Annotated in this window: 17 protein-coding genes; 9 read left to right on the plus strand and 8 right to left on the minus strand. The window is 45.1% G+C overall.

Annotated elements, in window-relative coordinates; translation table 11 throughout:
* Positions 1-98 precede the first annotated feature (98 nt).
* The 4 genes from KFK88_RS05330 to KFK88_RS05345 all read left to right on the plus strand — a co-directional run bounded on the left by KFK88_RS05330 (position 99) and on the right by KFK88_RS05345 (position 4,057).
* Positions 99-1,412: an MFS transporter gene (locus KFK88_RS05330; protein ID WP_223577612.1), complete on the plus strand. Its 1,314-nt coding sequence runs from the start codon at positions 99-101 to the stop codon at positions 1,410-1,412.
* A gap of 82 nt (positions 1,413-1,494) precedes the next feature.
* Positions 1,495-1,749 carry a hypothetical protein gene (locus tag KFK88_RS05335; protein ID WP_223577613.1) on the plus strand — a complete coding sequence of 85 codons (255 nt, stop codon included), beginning with the start codon at positions 1,495-1,497 and terminating at the stop codon, positions 1,747-1,749.
* Positions 1,739-3,295: a PepSY-associated TM helix domain-containing protein gene (locus tag KFK88_RS05340; protein ID WP_223577614.1), complete on the plus strand. Its 1,557-nt coding sequence runs from the start codon at positions 1,739-1,741 to the stop codon at positions 3,293-3,295. Before KFK88_RS05335 ends, KFK88_RS05340 begins: the two co-directional genes overlap by 11 nt.
* Before the next feature lie 60 nt (positions 3,296-3,355).
* Positions 3,356-4,057 (plus strand): glycerophosphodiester phosphodiesterase, encoded by a 702-nt coding sequence (locus KFK88_RS05345; protein ID WP_223577615.1) that lies wholly within the window; start codon positions 3,356-3,358, stop codon positions 4,055-4,057.
* Between the two features lie 61 nt (positions 4,058-4,118).
* On the opposite strand, the gene bfr is transcribed toward KFK88_RS05345, so the two are convergent.
* From bfr to KFK88_RS05360, 3 genes are all read right to left on the minus strand, one after another.
* A complete protein-coding gene (gene bfr / locus KFK88_RS05350) occupies positions 4,119-4,598 on the minus strand; it encodes a bacterioferritin (protein ID WP_223577616.1) in 480 nt (159 codons plus the stop codon).
* 244 nt (positions 4,599-4,842) lie between these two features.
* Complete coding sequence (locus tag KFK88_RS05355) at positions 4,843-5,058, minus strand: (2Fe-2S)-binding protein (protein ID WP_223577617.1); 216 nt, start codon at positions 5,056-5,058, stop codon at positions 4,843-4,845.
* Between the two features lie 380 nt (positions 5,059-5,438).
* Entirely contained in the window at positions 5,439-6,002 is a 564-nt protein-coding gene (locus KFK88_RS05360; protein WP_223577618.1) for a flavodoxin family protein, read from the minus strand.
* An 83-nt stretch (positions 6,003-6,085) separates the two neighbouring features.
* Here KFK88_RS05360 and KFK88_RS05365 point away from each other — a divergent pair, with 83 nt between their 5' ends.
* From KFK88_RS05365 to KFK88_RS05385, 5 genes are all read left to right on the plus strand, one after another.
* Entirely contained in the window at positions 6,086-7,021 is a 936-nt protein-coding gene (locus KFK88_RS05365; RefSeq protein ID WP_223577619.1) for a LysR family transcriptional regulator, read from the plus strand.
* A 135-nt stretch (positions 7,022-7,156) separates the two neighbouring features.
* On the plus strand, positions 7,157-7,762 hold the full coding sequence (locus tag KFK88_RS05370; protein WP_223577620.1) for a peroxiredoxin: 606 nt from the start codon (positions 7,157-7,159) through the stop codon (positions 7,760-7,762).
* 579 nt (positions 7,763-8,341) lie between these two features.
* The gene (locus KFK88_RS05375) at positions 8,342-8,746 is read left to right on the plus strand and encodes a hypothetical protein (RefSeq protein ID WP_223577621.1); all 405 of its coding nucleotides are present in this window, start codon (positions 8,342-8,344) and stop codon (positions 8,744-8,746) included.
* A 356-nt stretch (positions 8,747-9,102) separates the two neighbouring features.
* Positions 9,103-9,909 carry a hypothetical protein gene (locus KFK88_RS05380; RefSeq protein WP_223577622.1) on the plus strand — a complete coding sequence of 269 codons (807 nt, stop codon included), beginning with the start codon at positions 9,103-9,105 and terminating at the stop codon, positions 9,907-9,909.
* A gap of 92 nt (positions 9,910-10,001) precedes the next feature.
* On the plus strand, positions 10,002-10,274 hold the full coding sequence (locus KFK88_RS05385) for a hypothetical protein (protein WP_223577623.1): 273 nt from the start codon (positions 10,002-10,004) through the stop codon (positions 10,272-10,274).
* Positions 10,275-10,340: 66 nt separating this feature from the next.
* Here the strand turns inward: KFK88_RS05385 and KFK88_RS05390 are convergent, their stop codons facing one another.
* From KFK88_RS05390 to KFK88_RS05410, 5 genes are all read right to left on the minus strand, one after another.
* Complete coding sequence (locus KFK88_RS05390) at positions 10,341-11,588, minus strand: hypothetical protein (RefSeq protein ID WP_223577624.1); 1,248 nt, start codon at positions 11,586-11,588, stop codon at positions 10,341-10,343.
* A 272-nt stretch (positions 11,589-11,860) separates the two neighbouring features.
* Positions 11,861-13,585 carry a GMC oxidoreductase gene (locus tag KFK88_RS05395; RefSeq protein WP_223577625.1) on the minus strand — a complete coding sequence of 575 codons (1,725 nt, stop codon included), beginning with the start codon at positions 13,583-13,585 and terminating at the stop codon, positions 11,861-11,863.
* Between the two features lie 250 nt (positions 13,586-13,835).
* Positions 13,836-14,972, minus strand: coding sequence for a Rieske (2Fe-2S) protein (locus tag KFK88_RS05400; protein WP_223577626.1), 1,137 nt, complete (start codon positions 14,970-14,972; stop codon positions 13,836-13,838).
* The gene (locus KFK88_RS05405; RefSeq protein ID WP_223577627.1) at positions 14,969-15,448 is read right to left on the minus strand and encodes a hypothetical protein; all 480 of its coding nucleotides are present in this window, start codon (positions 15,446-15,448) and stop codon (positions 14,969-14,971) included. The genes KFK88_RS05400 and KFK88_RS05405 overlap by 4 nt, the downstream gene beginning before the upstream one ends.
* Before the next feature lie 13 nt (positions 15,449-15,461).
* Positions 15,462-16,475: an isoaspartyl peptidase/L-asparaginase family protein gene (locus KFK88_RS05410; protein WP_223577628.1), complete on the minus strand. Its 1,014-nt coding sequence runs from the start codon at positions 16,473-16,475 to the stop codon at positions 15,462-15,464.
* Positions 16,476-16,563: the final 88 nt, after the last annotated feature.

Genomic DNA, 16,563 nt, shown 5'->3' on the forward strand with positions numbered 1-16,563 from the left:
TAGCAAATAAGAATGATTTATGATAAATTTCGCTTTAATTTGATGTCTGTCTAATTTTTTGAGAACTGATACCGAAAGCACTTATGTCAGAAGCACTTATGTCAGAAAGAACGCAAAACACCGAGCCAAAGCCTAAAACTCAGCAAGAAGAAAAGCCAAAAGCTCATAAAGGAAGTCGTTGGAGTAAGCCCAGTTGGTATTGGTTGCCCATACTGATGGGGTTATTTCAAAGTACGCTAATTGCAGCAACGCCAACGTTCATGTCCATAACAGGCTTGTCGACGGTCGAGTGGTCGCTATTGCTATCACTACCAACCTTACTATTTTTGTTCCTGTCACCCCAATGGGGGCGCTGGGCGGATCGCCGTGGGGCGAGCTATGTTATTCGTTATTCAGCTTTAGGTTTAGCTTTGTCGATTGTGGTCTTGGCACTCGTGTGGTGGTGTGGATTAAGCTGGTCTTTTGCACCTTGGCTGTGGTTTGTCACTATCGCTGTGAGCCGAGTGTTGTATGGCGTTAGTGCCAGTGGTGTGATGCCGGTTTGTCAGTCGTTAGCGATAGATGCTTCTCATCAGGAGCAAGAGTTTGGCAACGTTAAGGAGGACCAATCGCTAAAACGTCTCGGTTTCGTTTCGGCTTCGCTGTCTATCGGACGACTGTGTGGACCGGTGGTGCTAATTCTGGTGGCTTCACAAATTGATTGGATGCTTGGGTTTTACAGCCTGATTACAGTGCCGTTAGTGTGGGGCGTGATGAAATATAGCCGAGCAATGTCGAGTCACTTGAGGCTGGACAAAAGCACTGGCATGAATACGGATAAAGGAGCAAAGCCCGTCGCCGTCAAAGAATTATGGTTATTTTTTGCTTTGGCCTTTTGCGTCACTTTATTGGTGGGATATTTACAGTTTGTGTTGGGCCCTTTGTTTTTAGACTGGCTGGTGGATGCTGATAAAGCAACCTTCATGATGAGTGTCACCATGACAGTGGTCGCGACAACGGCGTTGTTGTGTCAGTTATTATTAGTTAAGCGTTTGAATTGGCGCTCGCCTAAAGTATTGCTGGTTTTATCGTTACTGTTAATTCTAGCGACCTTCTCGCTGGGTGTTACTCAGTCTGAGGTGATGGTGGTGGCGCTGATGGTGCCCATCGCAATGGCTATCGCACTAATTACCCCGATATACAGCCGCTTTGCCATGTCCTTATCGCAAGCTTCTAAAGGTCAAATCAGTGGCAAGTTAGCAGTGGCACACACCGCCGGCTATCCACTGGGGAGTTTATTCGCAGGATTAAGCTATGGACAGTTTTCACTATGGTGGTTGCCGATGCTACTCATTGCCATCGTGATTTTTGGACTATGTGCATCGGTAGTGTGGATAGCGACCCTACACAATAAAGCCGCTTACGCTTCTTGAGGCTACTTGAAGGCTTTCGAGTTACTTTAATTCGAAGAATAAAAAGTCGATACATTGAAATAAAAAATATTGGAAAAGACCTATGTTACGAACGTTTAACACGACCATTATGGCGTTTTTACTGGCCATAGCACTCAGCATGATTATGGTGCTGTTTTTGCCCTTTGAGCTGCATAACCGACTGTTGTTAACCGTGGTTTGTGTTGCCCCAATTTGGCTAGGCATTGCGCTGTGGGTGACGCAAAAAAACAATATGAAGCGAATGTTGGCATATCTGACGATTGCTCTAATTGTCATGGCTGGATTGATTGCAGTGAGGTTAGCGTATGGATCTTAAAAAACAAAACAACAAGCAGGACAATAAGAAGCACAACAAAAAGAACGGCACTGCAGTAAACATCAAAAGCTTCACCAAAGTGCACCGTAAAGTTGGCGTGTTTTTTATGCCTTTACTGCTGGTAATTGTGATCACGGGTGCTTGGTCGCTGTTTCGCGCAGAGTTGCTCCAGTGGCAATTTCCGCATTTTGAACTGGGCGAGTCGAGTTTTCAGTTTCCAGCAACAGAAATCCCCAAAACTGAAGAGGCATCAAGTGCTAAGCGCAAAAGCTTGCAAGAGCTGGTGAATATAGCACGCGATGAACACGGTTTTGTCTATTCGGATTTCAGTATCCATGACAAAGAACGTTACGGCGATTTCGTACTGTTTTTCAATAAAACCGATGGCACCGAGAATATGCTTTTTATGGATCCGACATCTGGCGAAGCGTTGGATTCGAGTCATTCGAGCTTTAGTGAAACCGTGTACGATCTGCATTTAAAGCTGCTCCTGCCAACCTCAATCGGTAAGTATCTCGTCGGCTTGATGGGTTTACTGTTGATGTACTTGGTATTTACAGGATTTTTAGCGCATAAAAATATTGGTAAGAATTTTTATCAGTTAAGGTTGCATAAAGGACGGCAAATTTTCGCCACGGACTTGCATAAATTGTTAGGCAACTGGAGTTTAGTGTTTAGTGGCTTAATGTCAATCACGGGAGCATTGTTGGGCTTATTCTCGATTGTGTTATTGGTATTAGCCATGGCGGCTTATGGCGGTGATGTTAAGGCGCTCTTTGCCGACTTTTTAGGAACCCAGCCGAAACCTGTCGGTGGCGTGACAGACTTTATTTCTCTTGATTCGTTGTATCAGCTGGCGCAGCAGCAGTGGGAAGGATACAAAATCAGCACCATCGAAATCCACAACTATGCTGACCCCGCGATGCGCGTGACGTTTGAAGGCGAACTCATGAACGGGTTCCTAACTCAGCAGCACGTGACGTTTGACGCCATTAATGGCGGCGTCACTTTCGTCACGGACTTTACCGATAAGGGCGCTGGCGGCTACATGTACAGCGCCTTACCAAGTTTACACTTCGCTAGCTTTGGCGGTACTTGGCTCAAACTGATTTACTGGTTTTTAACCCTAGCGCTGTTATTGGTAATGGTGACGGGCATAACCATCAAGTCGTTACGACTTCGTGATAAAGGTTTTTCAACGAGCGATTTGGTCGTGACGAAATTAAGCCAAGCGGTTATTTTGGCGGGTTCAATGGCTATTGTGTTCGGTGTTGTTTTTACCGAGTTGTTTAACCCAGGCGACTATACAACTCTCGGTGTCTTGTCATTAATCGCAGTGATTTATACGGTCATGAGTAACAAATTACAGTGGCCCAGTAGCGTGACTATAGCTGGTTGGATTCTCGTATTATCAGGGAGCATTGTGGTGTTTAAAGCTGAGTTCTTATTGATGACCTTATGCTTTACGCTTGGCGCTGTTTGGTTGTTTAGCCAGAAAGTAGGGCGTATGGTCAATCGAGCGAATGGCAATATCAGTAAGGGCTAAGTTCAAAGCGACAAAAAGATGCGCTACCATGGGCTTAACTTAAGCTGATAGAGAGCTTGTATGCGACAGTTTGATGTTATTGGTCATCGTGGCGCCACGGGGTTGGAGCCAGAGAACACGCTTCGATCATTTGATAAGGCTTTGAAGCTCGGCGTTAATGGCGTTGAGTTCGATGTGCAAAATATCCATGGCGAACTGCTGGTTTTTCATGACGAGTCGCTCGAACGTACCACTAATGGCGAAGGTAAGCTGCTGAACCATTCGGTTGAGCACCTTCGCAAACTTGATGCGGGGAAGGGCGAGCAGATCCCTACCTTGGCCGAAGTCGTCGAGCTGATTGGTGATCAAGCTTTTATCAATATTGAACTGAAAGGCTTGGACACGGCGAGCTTGGTTATGGATTTAGTAAAGTTGCTGGATAAAAAACGCTTCAAGAAAGAACAGTTTATTATTTCGTCTTATCTGTTCTCTGAGCTTTACTTGGTGCACGAATTGGATCCTGAGATTCAAATTGGCGTTATTGCCGATGACCAACCGCTGATCGCTTTAGACTTTGCTGACGAAGTGGATGCCTACAGCTTCCATCCGAGTTATTCAATTCTTGATGAACAACTAGTCGATGATGCCCACAACGCGGGTATGAAGGTGTATGTGCATACCGTGAATGATCTCGAGAAGATCGATCAAGCGAGATTAATGAAGGTTGATGGTGTTTTTACCGATTATCCGGATCGTGTTCTGGCGTATCTACAGCGGCAATAAAAAAGGCGCTAAAAGCGCCTTAAACAGTAGTTACTTAGGGTAAGTAACGGACTCAAACGTTTTAGTTACCGCCTTCTTTCATTTTTTCAGCAAGGTAGTTTTGAATACCAATCTTCTCGATGAGACCTAGCTCAGTTTCGAGCCAATCCACATGGTCTTCCTCGCTTTCAAGAATTTCTTTCAGAAGGTCACGGCTAACATAATCTCTAACTTCTTCGCAGTACTTAATACCGTCGCGTAAATCAGGAATTGCGTCCATTTCAAGAGACAAGTCGCACTCAAGCATTTCCTTGGTGTCTTCGCCGATGCGTAAACGGCCTAAGTCCTGTAGGTTTGGTAGGCCTTCTAAGAAGAGAATACGCTCGATCAACCAATCCGCATGCTTCATCTCGTCGATTGATTCTTCATACTCGTGATCAGCCAGCTCTTTCAGGCCCCAGTCTTTGTACATGCGAGCGTGTAAAAAGTACTGGTTAATGGCTACCAGCTCGTTGCCTAATACTTTGTTCAAAACCTCAATAACTTTTGCGTCGCCTTTCATGGCTCTCTCCAATTCGTTTACATGCTATCTTTTCATTGTAGGAAGACGACACAGCTTTATCAAGGGAAAAGTTATATAAGTTATTGAAATGTAATGGAAATTAGAAACGTTATCAATTAATAAAGATTCTTGTTTGATGATGTTTCTCAGTCAGGTAAAGCGGGTAAGGGTAGGCTATCGTGCTTGCGTCGAAGAAAGCGGAAGAAGAGAACTTTTTAGCTATTAGGTACAAAAAAGCCGCTGTTTAAGCGGCTTGGATAGCGATTCGGCCTGAGTCGGCATTTAATCGAATATCGATTTCAGCACGAGTGCTGCGTAAGATTTGTTTCGCATCACGAGCACACTTGCCGCACTGAGTGGCAACACCTAATTTATTCAAACAACGCATAGAACAGGCGCCTTCACAGGCTGCTTGCTTAATCTGCTTGTCTGTGACTGCTTTACAAAGGCAAACGTACATAGGGTAGAACCATTAAAATCGATGTTACTTAACTGTCTGGGTGAAATTTTCTTACAAATGAGAATGATTGTCAATAATTTTAGTATTGTTATTTGGGAATTGTTGTACTTAGCAGCTGACCCTTTGTTAAGGCGGTGGAAGGCCTAAGTACTCAAGCGTGAGTAAACACTTCTAACTTACCGATATTGCGTCATTCCCGCGAAGGCGGGAATCTTCAGAAGTGTTGTTAAATAGATTCCCGCCTTCGCGGGAATGACGTCTAAAGTTAGGCAAATACAAACTAGCAAATAAAAAGCTGAGCAAAAAAAAGGCCACTTTCGTGGCCAAAAGATCCTACTAGGAGTAAGTAGGTTTAGGGGACTTATAGGAGAGTCTAAAAACTATTGGAACCGAGCTGCCATCTCAGCGACACGACGACCAAGGACTTTTGCCGTCTCTTTGTCAGCATTCGGCGGAACTACGTCAGCGCCTTGGTCAGCGTTACTTTGCGCCATGGCGCCTAAATAGCTACCAATGCGGTTAAGATCTTCCGGTGAGCCTTCGCTAGTGTTATTGCCTGGCATCAGGCCCAATCCAACCCAAATCATGCCATGTTGAGCAGCGAATACTGACATCTGGATCAGCGTATTGAGCTTATCGCCACTAAAAGATGCCGAGTTAGTAAATCCTGCAGCCAGCTTATCCTTCCAGCCTTGTTCGCCCCAGACCTTGGATGACTTATCCATAAAGCCTTTAAAGTCAGCGCTCACGCTACCCATATAAGTCGGGCTACCGAAAATGATGGCTTTCGCTTCCGCTAAATCATCCCAGTGGTTATCGACATCTTCGACGGGGATGAGTTTAACCTCTGCATTCGATTCTTCTACGCCTTGCGCAACCGCTTCAGCGACAACTTTGGTGTGGCCGTAACCACTGTGGTAAACCACGGCAATTGAGTGACTCATAACATTCTCCAATTAATTCACTTGATGCCGCTAATCTATAGGGTTTATAGTTATGCATGAAATGAATTTAATGGATATCTATTATGCAAATAGAGAATTTCAGAAACATGGACCTCAACCTGCTGTTGTTGCTCGATGTGATTCTAGAAGAAAGGCACATCTCCAATGCAGCCCTAAGGCTCAATATGAGCCAGCCAGCCGCCAGCCGTTCGTTGCAACGGTTGAGGGATATGCTCGGCGACCAACTGTTAATTCGTGTTGGTAATGGTTACCAGCTGACCGAACGCGCGTTACAGATCCAGCCCAAGCTCAAAAGTTGGCTGGCTGACTTTATGTGCCTGATGCAGCCCGAAGAGTTTGTGCCAGAGCTGGCCAAAGGTGAATTAACCATTATGTCCATGGACTCGGAAGTCAGTTTGTTCCTGCCGAATCTATGGCAAGATCTACAAAAAGAAGCGCCCAACGTCGCTATGCGCTCGATCGGTTATCGCCCCGATGCCGTGACCTTGCTCGAAGAGGGCGAGATCGACTTTCTGATTGGTGACGAGAACAAGTCGCTCGAAAGCACCAAATATCATAACTTTCATCTAGTACGCCATGACTTCGTGATGGTGATGTCAGAGCAGCATTCGTTAGCCACAAAAGACAAAATCACACTGAAGCAATATACCGAGCAGCGCCACGGTCTAGTCACAGTAACGGGTAAAGGCCAAGGCATTATCGACAAACTACTCAGTAACGATGGCCTGAGCCGTAATATCGCCTTATTCGTACCAACGTTCCACCTCGCACTCGATATCTGTAGTCGGACGGACCTAATCTTCGCCATGCCGCGACTGGTTGCCGAAAAAGATGCCGAACGTTATGGCCTCGTGATTAAAGAATTACCCTTGAAAATGCCGCTATTAGACATATATCTGTATTGGCATGAACGCCAACATCAGATGGCGCTTCATCAATGGTTTAGAGGCCTTATGCGTGATAGTGTAAGGCGCACAAAAGAAGCCATAACTGCCTAATAAATAAACAAATTAGGCATTCTCTATAAAGCTATAGAGAAAGTTAATCTTTTGTGAAAAGGCTTAAGACATCGACGGACAAAAGCGTATAATACGTCCACAAATTTAAACATTCATAAACTCTTGGAGGAAATAATGGGAGTATTAGTAGGCCGTAAGGCACCAGATTTTACTGCAGCAGCTGTTCTAGGTAACGGCGAGATCGTTGAAGATTATAACTTCGGTGAAGCAACAAAAGGGAAGCCAACAGTTGTATTCTTCTACCCACTAGACTTCACATTCGTATGTCCATCAGAGCTAATCGCTTTTGATCACCGTCTAGAAGAGTTCAAAAAGCGTGGCGTAGAAGTTGTTGGTGTTTCTATCGACTCACACTTCACGCACAACGCATGGCGTAACACAGCCATCAACGATGGTGGTATCGGCCAAGTAGGATACACGCTAGTTGCAGACGTTAAGCACGAAATCTGCCAAGCGTTCGACGTTGAGCACCCAGAAGCAGGCGTCGCGTTCCGTGGTTCATTCCTAATCGACAAAGAAGGCACAGTACGTCACCAAGTCGTCAACGACCTACCACTAGGCCGTAACGTCGACGAAATGATCCGCATGGTAGACGCGCTTCAGTTCCACGAAGAGCACGGCGAAGTTTGCCCAGCAGGCTGGAACCAAGGTGACAAAGGTATGGACGCGAGCCCTGAAGGTGTTGCGAAGTATCTTTCTGAGTCAGCTGACAAACTATAATTTAACGAGCTAGATTGTCCGATTTCTTTGTTAGAAGTTGTTCCGAAGTGCTCGATGACCTAATTGGTCACCTCCGCTCCTAAAACAACTTCTGCCGCGAACTCGAAACAATCTATCAACGTTAAAGATCGAAGCCCTGAGGTGAAAGCCTCGGGGCTTTTTTGTGGGCTCGAAAAAAATAAGGAATGTCATCCTGAACTTGATTCAGGATCTGGCAGAGCTATTGTAAGTGTTAATAAGATCCTGACTTCCGTCAGGATGACAAGCCTGCCGAGAAAGTAGGGTACTTTTTTGACACTCCCCAAAACTTACAGTAATCTCTTCTTGAACACTAAATAAACAAAACTAAGAATATAGGAATAAGGCTGAAGGACATTCGCCATCAAGTACACATTTTATTGGAACTCCGAGCGATACTGCACTTCAAGACCTCCTTTACTAGGGTATTAGCCACTTTTTTAGTATTGTAAAATAATACTTTATAAATTAGTGGGTTATAATCCAATTCGGGTATTCTCATATTATGCCTAAAAGGAGCTTCCGAGTTTGAACGAGAAAACCAACCATTACAAAGAGCTTATGAACAGAATGAAGGCTGCCCATGAACATGAGTTCTATCTCGAAGCATGTTGGTTTGCATATACCGTTCTAGAAGACCGACTTTTGTCTGCTCTTCGTCAGTCGGGTGGCGCTACTTACGCTAACCATCGCCCAATTAGGATGCTAGGTAAAAAAATGCAGGAAATTCGGCAGCGAAAGCGGAATGATCCGTTACTGGCTGCATATTTTAACGATCCTCTTATGGATCGTATCCATCAATGGAAAGAAGATCGAAACGATTTAACTCACGCAATGGCTGACGGTACTAAGTCAATGTCAGAAGTAGATAAATCTGCATATTTACTCAGTACATCTGGGGCAAAGCTAGTTAATCAAGTTTGTTCAGCGGCGAGGCGGTTAAAGAAAAATCGTGAAAAGGCATAACAAACCGCTCAAATTCGTTCCGACCACAAAAAGCGTGGCTTCCACCGCAAATAAATGGGGTCAGAAATAAATGGGGTCAGAGTACAATTATCGTTCTAAGTGGGGTGAGTAGAAGTAAATGATGCTCTGCCCCCAATTATTAAAGTACCCTTCAACTCTTCGAGCCGAAGGTAGCTTTAACCTAGTAGTGCTTAATTCTATTTATAGTGTGTCGGCGTGGGCTAAGAAAATAAAATTCCATATGTTTGATCCAGATAATACTAATAAAAATTAGAGTCGGCAGTGCAAAGGTTCTACACGCTCCAATTTTGCATTTGCTACAGACATTATATCGAAGAGTATATACGAGGTTTAGAATGACTAATAAGCTGGATAAAGAAGTGAGTAACCCTGCAATACAAGTAGAAAAGTTAATAAGGAAATTTGACAACATTCTCGCCGTAGCTGGTGTACCTCAAGTAAACCAGTCTATTGTGGCATCAAAAAAAGAGAATACATCTGTATTGGACTATCTTGGAAAAGCTTTAGAGACGATGTCGTATGCGAAGCTCCAACATAAGTATCAACAGATTGTTGAGCTTGTTGCTGAAATCGTCGCGAATGTTGAGGAAGAGCCTTACTTCAATCATTTAAAGTTACCACCTTTGCCCGATGTGGGACACAACAATACAAAAAATTTAAAAGAATTTATTGGATATGTTGCTTTAATTAGGGAGATTATACAGCCATTAATTGATGATGAGGTTGGTTCAAATAGAAGGAATCAGTTCCTGTCGGAAATAAACAAGAAGAAGGTGATTCTTGATAAAGGATTTTTCTATGAGTTTACCGATGGAGATCTGAAGCGCATTCAAGTGATAATTAATGAGTTAAGAGAGCAAATAAGTGAGTCAGAGTTCTTTGAAGAAGATCATCGAAGACGTTTATTAAGGCGTTTAGAGGCGCTACAGTCAGAAATGCATAAAAAGATGAGTGATGTTGATCGGATCTGGGGGCTGGTTGGTGATGCTGGTATAGCAATTGGTAAATTTGGAAAGAAGGCTAAGCCTTTTGTAGATAGAATAAGAGAGTTATCCCAAATTGCATGGAGAACTCAGGCAAGAGCAGAGGAGCTTCCTTCAAGTAGTACCAATCCTTTGCTCGATAGTGAGGATGAACATTAAAATTAATAAAAGGTAAATCGAGTGGATGTGCAAAATTTTGTTCCCTTAGTCTTGGCAGAATTAATGGGGTCAGAGTACATTTATTAAATGCTATGAAGAAAGTTTTGCCTCACATTGAAATCGGACATGATCAGTACGGAGCGGTAGCTGTTTCTGTAGAGGATTATGAGCTTTTCGATTTCATTGACGACTATATTACAGAGGAATGCGACCTTGATTGGAATAGTCTATCCATAAGTGAAAACGAGCAGGGTGAGATTCATACAATGCACTTAGACCAAAAACACACAATAGAAGAGGTTGAGGTTGCATTATTGAAACTAGACCAAAAAGAAATCGAGCGAATCTATGCACTCAATAATTAATAATTGAGTACAGAGTAAAATTCAAAACCTCATAATGCGGCCTTAGCTGTAAAAAATACACCTTTGTTATTTCAATAGTGGTGAATCCAGGGTGTCGGCAGGTGTGCCGATAAGGTCTTCCACAATGTCGTTTATCATGGCGAGGTCGATGTGCTTTTCTTTAATGAGTGCTCGGGTAAGGTCATCCAGAGATTTTTGGCCCTCGGTCTTTTCGCTTATTTCTTGCGCCAGTGCTTCCAGCAAAATGACTGCGCGCGCGGTTTGTTGCCCCGTTGAGGATTTGCCGCGAAGTTTTGTGATATCTTTACTCCAGTCTGCTAACCAGTCGAAAACACGTTTGCGTCTGTTTTCGCTCAAGCCACCGCTACGGTAAAGGATTTCAATGGCGTAGTATTCAGCCAGGCCTTCCACCGCCCAGTCGTCGTTACCTTTATCGGTAATACCGGTTAGGGTGTGGAACAGTTCGTGAAGTAGGGTGCTAGTACCGTTTTCACTGACCATGGGGCGGTCAGCATGGAAAAATAGTGAGTTGGGGCCAGATAATCCACCGCGCCACATAGGATCTGGTGCGGTCACAATCAGTATTCTAGGGGGTAATTCATCCACCAATTCGCGAAGCTGTGGCCAATTCATCAGTATAAAACTGACTAAATCCATACGTTTTACACCCATGTTTTGAGGCGCGCTGATGGCGATGTGAGTGCCATTTAATTTCTCCCGGCGGGTGCCAAGTTTACCCGCGATAAACCAGCCGATGGGGCGATCGAAGCGGCGTTCTGGATTATCAATAACAAAGTGTCGATCGTCTTTTTTAGGCCAGCCACTGTTGACGCTGTTCCAATGTTGAGGCAGTTCAAAGGTGAGAGTCGCCTTACTTTGGGCACCTGGTTTGGTACGTACCGTGGCCGGCGGAATAAGGTCGTCGCCACGGAATATGGCAAAATCTTTTTGATAAATAGAGTCATACTCGCCGGGGGCGCGTTCATGATTAAGGTTCACTTTGTAACTCAGGCGAGCGTTTTTTTCCGGTGGCTGCCAAATTGCTCGGCCATCTTTTAGTTCTAGCTCGCCATTGCCCTGAACGTTGCTATGAAAGCCCTCGTCGAGACGGAAATTAATACTATTGATCAGTTTGGCATCGGGCAGGGTAATTTGGACCTCTGCCTGCTCAGTCTCAGGATTAATGGTGGCGTGGTATTGCAACTGATACGTTTTTGGCTGCTTGGCCTTGGTTGTCATTACAGTTAGCAGGCACAATGAAATCAATAGCAGCCCTGAGCGAAATAACAGCCCTGAGCGGAATAACATGTACATAGATAGATAGCTCCCTATGTATCGATTAACGATAAGATGTTACGAATGCATCTAAGGTTGCGTGATTTAGCGATTGGTATCTACAGCTGCGATCACATTTTTTGTTAAATAAGGTAAAACTGTTGTCACGGTATTGTGTTATTTTTCGTGCCGCGTTGATGCTAGCTTAGTTAAGGCTTTAGGGAGCTGAGCTAGTAATAATAATTCTTAGTAAAGTTGTGAGGGTGTAAGCCCCAAACTTTGCTTGGGGCTTTTTTGTGCGTGCTGACCTTTTATATTGACTTCTTTGTAAGCTTTATCGCCAAGTCCTGAGCGAAACCACACATGGTGAGGGTTGGGTTCCAGGAGCCTGAGGTTGGGAAAATTCCTGCACCCGTGACGTAGACATTGTTCACGCCATGTGGGCGGTAGTCTAAACCAACCACAGAGCTTTCGGGATCTTCGCCTGCCCAGATTTGTGAGGCTTCGTGGACGATGATGTTGAGGCGGATTTGGTCGATAGGTGGTTTGTCTGTGGTCCAGTAGCCGCTACCATCTGGGGTGTCGATCCAGTATTCGACCTCAGGTGTGGTGTCGTCAGACGTGGCTAACGCTGCGATGGTTTGGTAGGTGGCGGTGTCGAGTTGATCCCACAGGGCTTTTTCTTCGTTGCCGAGAATTAATTGTAGCGAGATGTTGGTCGTTGGGTCTTCGCCTTTGTTGAGCTTGATCCAGTTGTCACTGTTCTTTTCGCTAATTTCTCCTAGGGTTGCGCAGACAAAGACGACGTAGTCTTCCGAGCCGATAAGCTGCTGCATGGTGGGTGCGGCGGCAGCATCGGGGCACTCACGCGCAGTGGTGACTTTGTCTTGTTCAGGGTTAGTTTCGGCGAAGACGCTGGCTTGAACGTGATACTGGTAGCCCGAATCGTCTTTGCCGTCGAGATACACGGCGCCGATTTCTAAGTCCGAGAGGTCTTTATAGGCGGAGCGTTTAACTCGGGCGGTGACGTGGGACATGAAGTGGCCTGTGTAGCGTTGGCCTGCGTTTGGTAGTTGGTCGCCGAACGAGTTCATGAGCAAGGTCGCTGGCGGAATCGCGCCCATGGCGAGAATGATTTGGGCGCTGGATACATTGAGGGTGCCACGATCAGTGTCGATAGCGATGACGGTTCCTTTGTCGTCATGCAGAAGTTCTTGCACTACACACTGGTCAACGATGGTCAGTTCGGTGGCTTTGCCTTCTTTCGCCAGTTGTTGTTGGCGCTGGTGAATATTAAGTAGCGTACCTACGGTTGAATACTTATAAAACTTGACGGTTTTCCACTCGGAGTTATCGACGGCGATGGGCGCGGGATAGGCGTTTTCCGCGGATGGCACAAAGTCTTTAAAGTTCTTCGCGATATTTTGATCGAGCTGGGCTTGTAGGTTAGCGTAGACGCCATCGTTAATCTGGTCCATCGAAGTGACGTGTAGAAATTCTTTCGCTCGTGGCCAGAAATCAGGCTCAAGCGTGGTATCGATCATGGACTGAGGCCAGTCGCGCATTAGATCTGGTGATGGAGAAGGGCTCCATGCGCTCCAGTAAGTCGAACGTCCGCCGACCACGGGAATGTAACCGGCTTGGAAGAACTCAGGTGCTGTGGTGACCATTTCAGTGGTGCGTGACCAAGGATACGTCGTCGGTGGTGAGCCAGTTGTCGCGGCAAACGCATCGGGTAGCATTTGATAATGCACGGGGAGCCAGAAGCCGCCACGCTCAAGCACTAAGATTTTCGCACTTGGGTTTTCTTTGTAAATTTGATCGATAAAGGCCACGCCCGTTGGGCCAGTACCAATCACGATGTAGTCATAGACTTGGTTAACGATGGACTTCCAGTCGCACTGTGACGCAAAAAACGCGTTGCCCGCGATTTGGTCGGCGCTCGCGCCTTGAGGCCCGGGAACGGGATAGCCCTGACTTTCGCCTGCTGGCTCGGGATCGACTCCTTTGACAAACTTACTGTAGTTAAACGTCATTCGATGATTCCTTCTATGCTATATGGTATTGATGATTATTATTTTGCTAGCTTTAGAAGGGGGGTATGGATCGTTTTCTGCATCCCTTCAGAAAACTAGATTTTTTGAGTATAGCAACAGAAAAGTAAGATAAACAAAGGGTAATTCACTGTTCGGATTAGTCTAATGCAGAAGGGTATTAAATCGAGTGTTTTAGCCATCAATTAAAGCGTATAAGCCTTAACTGGTGGTGGTTTATATAATTGTAATGTTACTTTTTTATTCTTCGTAGAAGCTCTGAATACCAGTGAGCATATCCATCTTCTGATAATTTTTCTTCGAGGGTTTTGCCACAGTGTCTATTGCTTAGGTTATAACCATTGTTGATATGCTGGGCTAATCTAGGTAGCTCGGCTTCTTTGTCTCCATATTCAGTAGGGCTATGAAAAACTATAGGCGTTTTACAACCGTTATATTCATAGTTGCAGTATGCTTTGTTGGGATCTAAGCCTAAACTAAATAATGCTTCGAGGTCATCGTCAGAAAAGTATTGCATTGTACAGCCTAGTGCTACACCACTTGGGGCAACCCAATCGAAAGCTTCTTTATAGTTAACGACTTTTGCCACCTCGTAATGTTTAAGCATTATAGCTTTTGAAAAAGGTGGAGATTTTATATATTTCCCTTTAATTTCCTTCGATAGGTCTACATCATTGTTCGCAATATATTTTTTTATCTGCTCTATATGTCCGTAGCCAATCGCGTGGAAAAAGTCCTCTTCGGTTTTTATTGGACGCTTATCAATAGTTGAAAGTAATTGTTTTACATCAGAGTTTTTTACATCAAGAGTGTTTCCAATAGTAATGACATCGCCGTCAATGGTATAGGGAGGAAGTTCGAGGTTTTCTTGCGTTTGGTGTTTGTGACCTAATAACACTCTTCCGCTAATATCAAAGTGTACATCTTCGCATGGGTCGTAGAGATAATTATTTAATTGGTACTTAGGGTCATTGGATGTTTTAAATTGCGTTGAGCAACCAATATAGGGTGAAATGTTGATAAAAACAGAAATGTCTTGTTGGAACCTTTGTTCCAGCATCTTATAAGCAAAAATAATCTTTTCTGCTGAATTATAGGGTAGGTCGTTTAATTGGTTCCCTATATCCATTGCAGGGTAAGGCGCACCAAGTTGTTGACCTTTGATGGAGCGATACTCTGCCAACTGATTTTTTGTTGGCTTTAGGATGCTAACAGGGTAATCAGCCCAGTTGACTGTCATCATTTCGCCGGGCTTTAACTCGCTAATTCTTATCTGTACATGAGGAGCATCAATCCACTCTGTACTATCGTGGTTAGCATGCGTAAGTGTTGCAGTTAGGCAGAGCAAAGCTCCAATCAATGTTTTCAAAGACAGCTTTCCTTATGCACCACGCCAATTAGCTCAGAGGGAATAAGCATGTCGACGTCGTCGCCCTCTTCTGGCGCGCGCATGTCGTATTCACCTTTAACTTCAAACAGAAGCTTTTGCTTCGCTTCGTCTTTGAGCGCGAGGTAGGTTGCTTCGAGTTCGTAGTAGTTGCCTTCTTGTGCGACAGGGTAAGTTTGGTTATTGCTACAGTCAGTGAAGGTGGCGTTGTCGGTGTCGTAGACGTATAAGCCTTTTTTGATCTCGGTGGTACCAGCCACGGGTTCTTCTACTGCCTCCGGCTGAGTTTCGGTTGTGTCAGATCCTTCAGAGCTGACATCTTCGTCAGTCTGAACTTGCTCTTGTTCGCTTTCTGCGGGCGGTTGCTGTTGCGGCTTTGGGTCTTCAGAGCAGCCGTATAGTGCGCCTAGCGCTAGAATCGTAATCAGACTTTTAGATAATGTTTGAGAAAGTGCCATGGTGAATCGCTCTTTATTCGCCTTTGTAAATCTTGATTGCGGCTTGGCCGTTGCTGGTTTTCCAGCCGTGGTACATGCCTTCGGTATTGAAACTTGCCATGATGTTGGCGCCTGCGTCTAAGCCGATAACGCCGCCGTCACCACCCATCTCGACCAGTTTGTCATGAATTACTTCGTCGGCAGACTCTTGAATGCCTTGGCGCTTGTATTTCACACGTGCGCAAATGTCGTAGGTCACGGCAGCACGGATAAAGTATTCGCCGTGGCCTGTGGCGGACACACCGCAGTTTTTGTCGGCGTAAGTTCCTGCACCAATTACTGGCGAATCTCCAATACGGCCATAGCGTTTGTTGGTCATGCCACCTGTGGATGTTGCTGCAGCGATGTTACCGTCTTTGTCGAGGGCTACTGCGCCGACTGTGCCGAACTTAGAATTCTTGGCTTCGTCTTCTGAAAGCTCAGGCTTTTCTGGCGTGTGTTTTAAGACTTTTTCTAGCTGGTCCCAGCGGCGCTGAGTGAAGAAGTATTTAGTATCAACTAGTTCAAAGCCTTGCTCTTTAGCAAACTCTTCCGCGCCTTCGCGCGCCATCATGACGTGAACCGAGTCAGTGCGAACCGTGTCCGCTAATAAAATCGGGTTTTTGATATGGCTGACGCCAGCGATAGCGCCTGCGGATAAATCTTTGCTGTACATAATTGAGGCATCCAGTTCGTTAACGCCTTCGTGGGTAAATACGGCGCCTTTGCCAGCGTTAAAGAGGGGAGAGTCTTCCATAATGACGATGGACGCTTTGACAGCGTCAATACTGCTGCCGCCTTGTTCCAATACCGCGTAGCCTGCGTTTAAGGCTTCATCCAACTTTTCACGATACGCCTTTTCAGCTTCCGGCGTCATGTTCTTTTTCAGGATAGTGCCTGCGCCACCGTGAATCACTAGGCCATAAGGGCGTTCAGGTTTTGTCGCCAATGCACTGAAACTTGCTGCGAGGAGAGCGGTTAATGTCAATGTTTTTAGTAATTTGGTCATAATCGGCATATTTAATTTTTATTGAAGTTTTAACGTTCTATCACATGGTAAGCGCGTTGTTAACTCTGATCTGTGATGGTTCGCAGAA

Origin of the sequence: Kangiella taiwanensis, from assembly GCF_020005165.1 — a bacterium.
GTDB classification, from domain to species: domain Bacteria; phylum Pseudomonadota; class Gammaproteobacteria; order Enterobacterales; family Kangiellaceae; genus Kangiella; species Kangiella taiwanensis.